The sequence below is a fragment of the Hydrogenovibrio sp. 3SP14C1 genome (assembly GCF_029625905.1).
In the GTDB taxonomy this organism is placed as follows: domain Bacteria; phylum Pseudomonadota; class Gammaproteobacteria; order Thiomicrospirales; family Thiomicrospiraceae; genus Hydrogenovibrio.
Genome location: NZ_JARTLM010000336.1, coordinates 1 through 234 on the forward strand (window position 1 = coordinate 1; position 234 = coordinate 234).

The 234-nt window shown below is 66.2% G+C and carries 1 protein-coding gene; it reads left to right on the forward strand.

From position 1 onward, the window contains the following. Nucleotides 1-234 (forward strand): cupin domain-containing protein (locus tag P8629_RS12755; RefSeq protein ID WP_442908726.1); only part of this gene is annotated, 234 nt, incomplete at both ends.

Sequence of the window (234 nt, forward strand, 5' to 3'; positions counted from 1 at the left end):
TTTAACACCCGCCGACTTCTTGGCCCACTACTGGCAGCAGAAGCCCCTGCTGATTCGTGGCGCTATCCCGGACTTCGTCAGCCCCATCGACCCCGATGAGCTGGCAGGCCTGGCCTGCGAGCCGGGCGTGGAAGCACGACTGGTGGAAGAGAGCGGCCCTGACGGCCCCTGGCAGGTATCCCACGGCCCCTTCGATGACGCTACCTTCGAGCGCCTCCCCGAAGGCCACTGGAG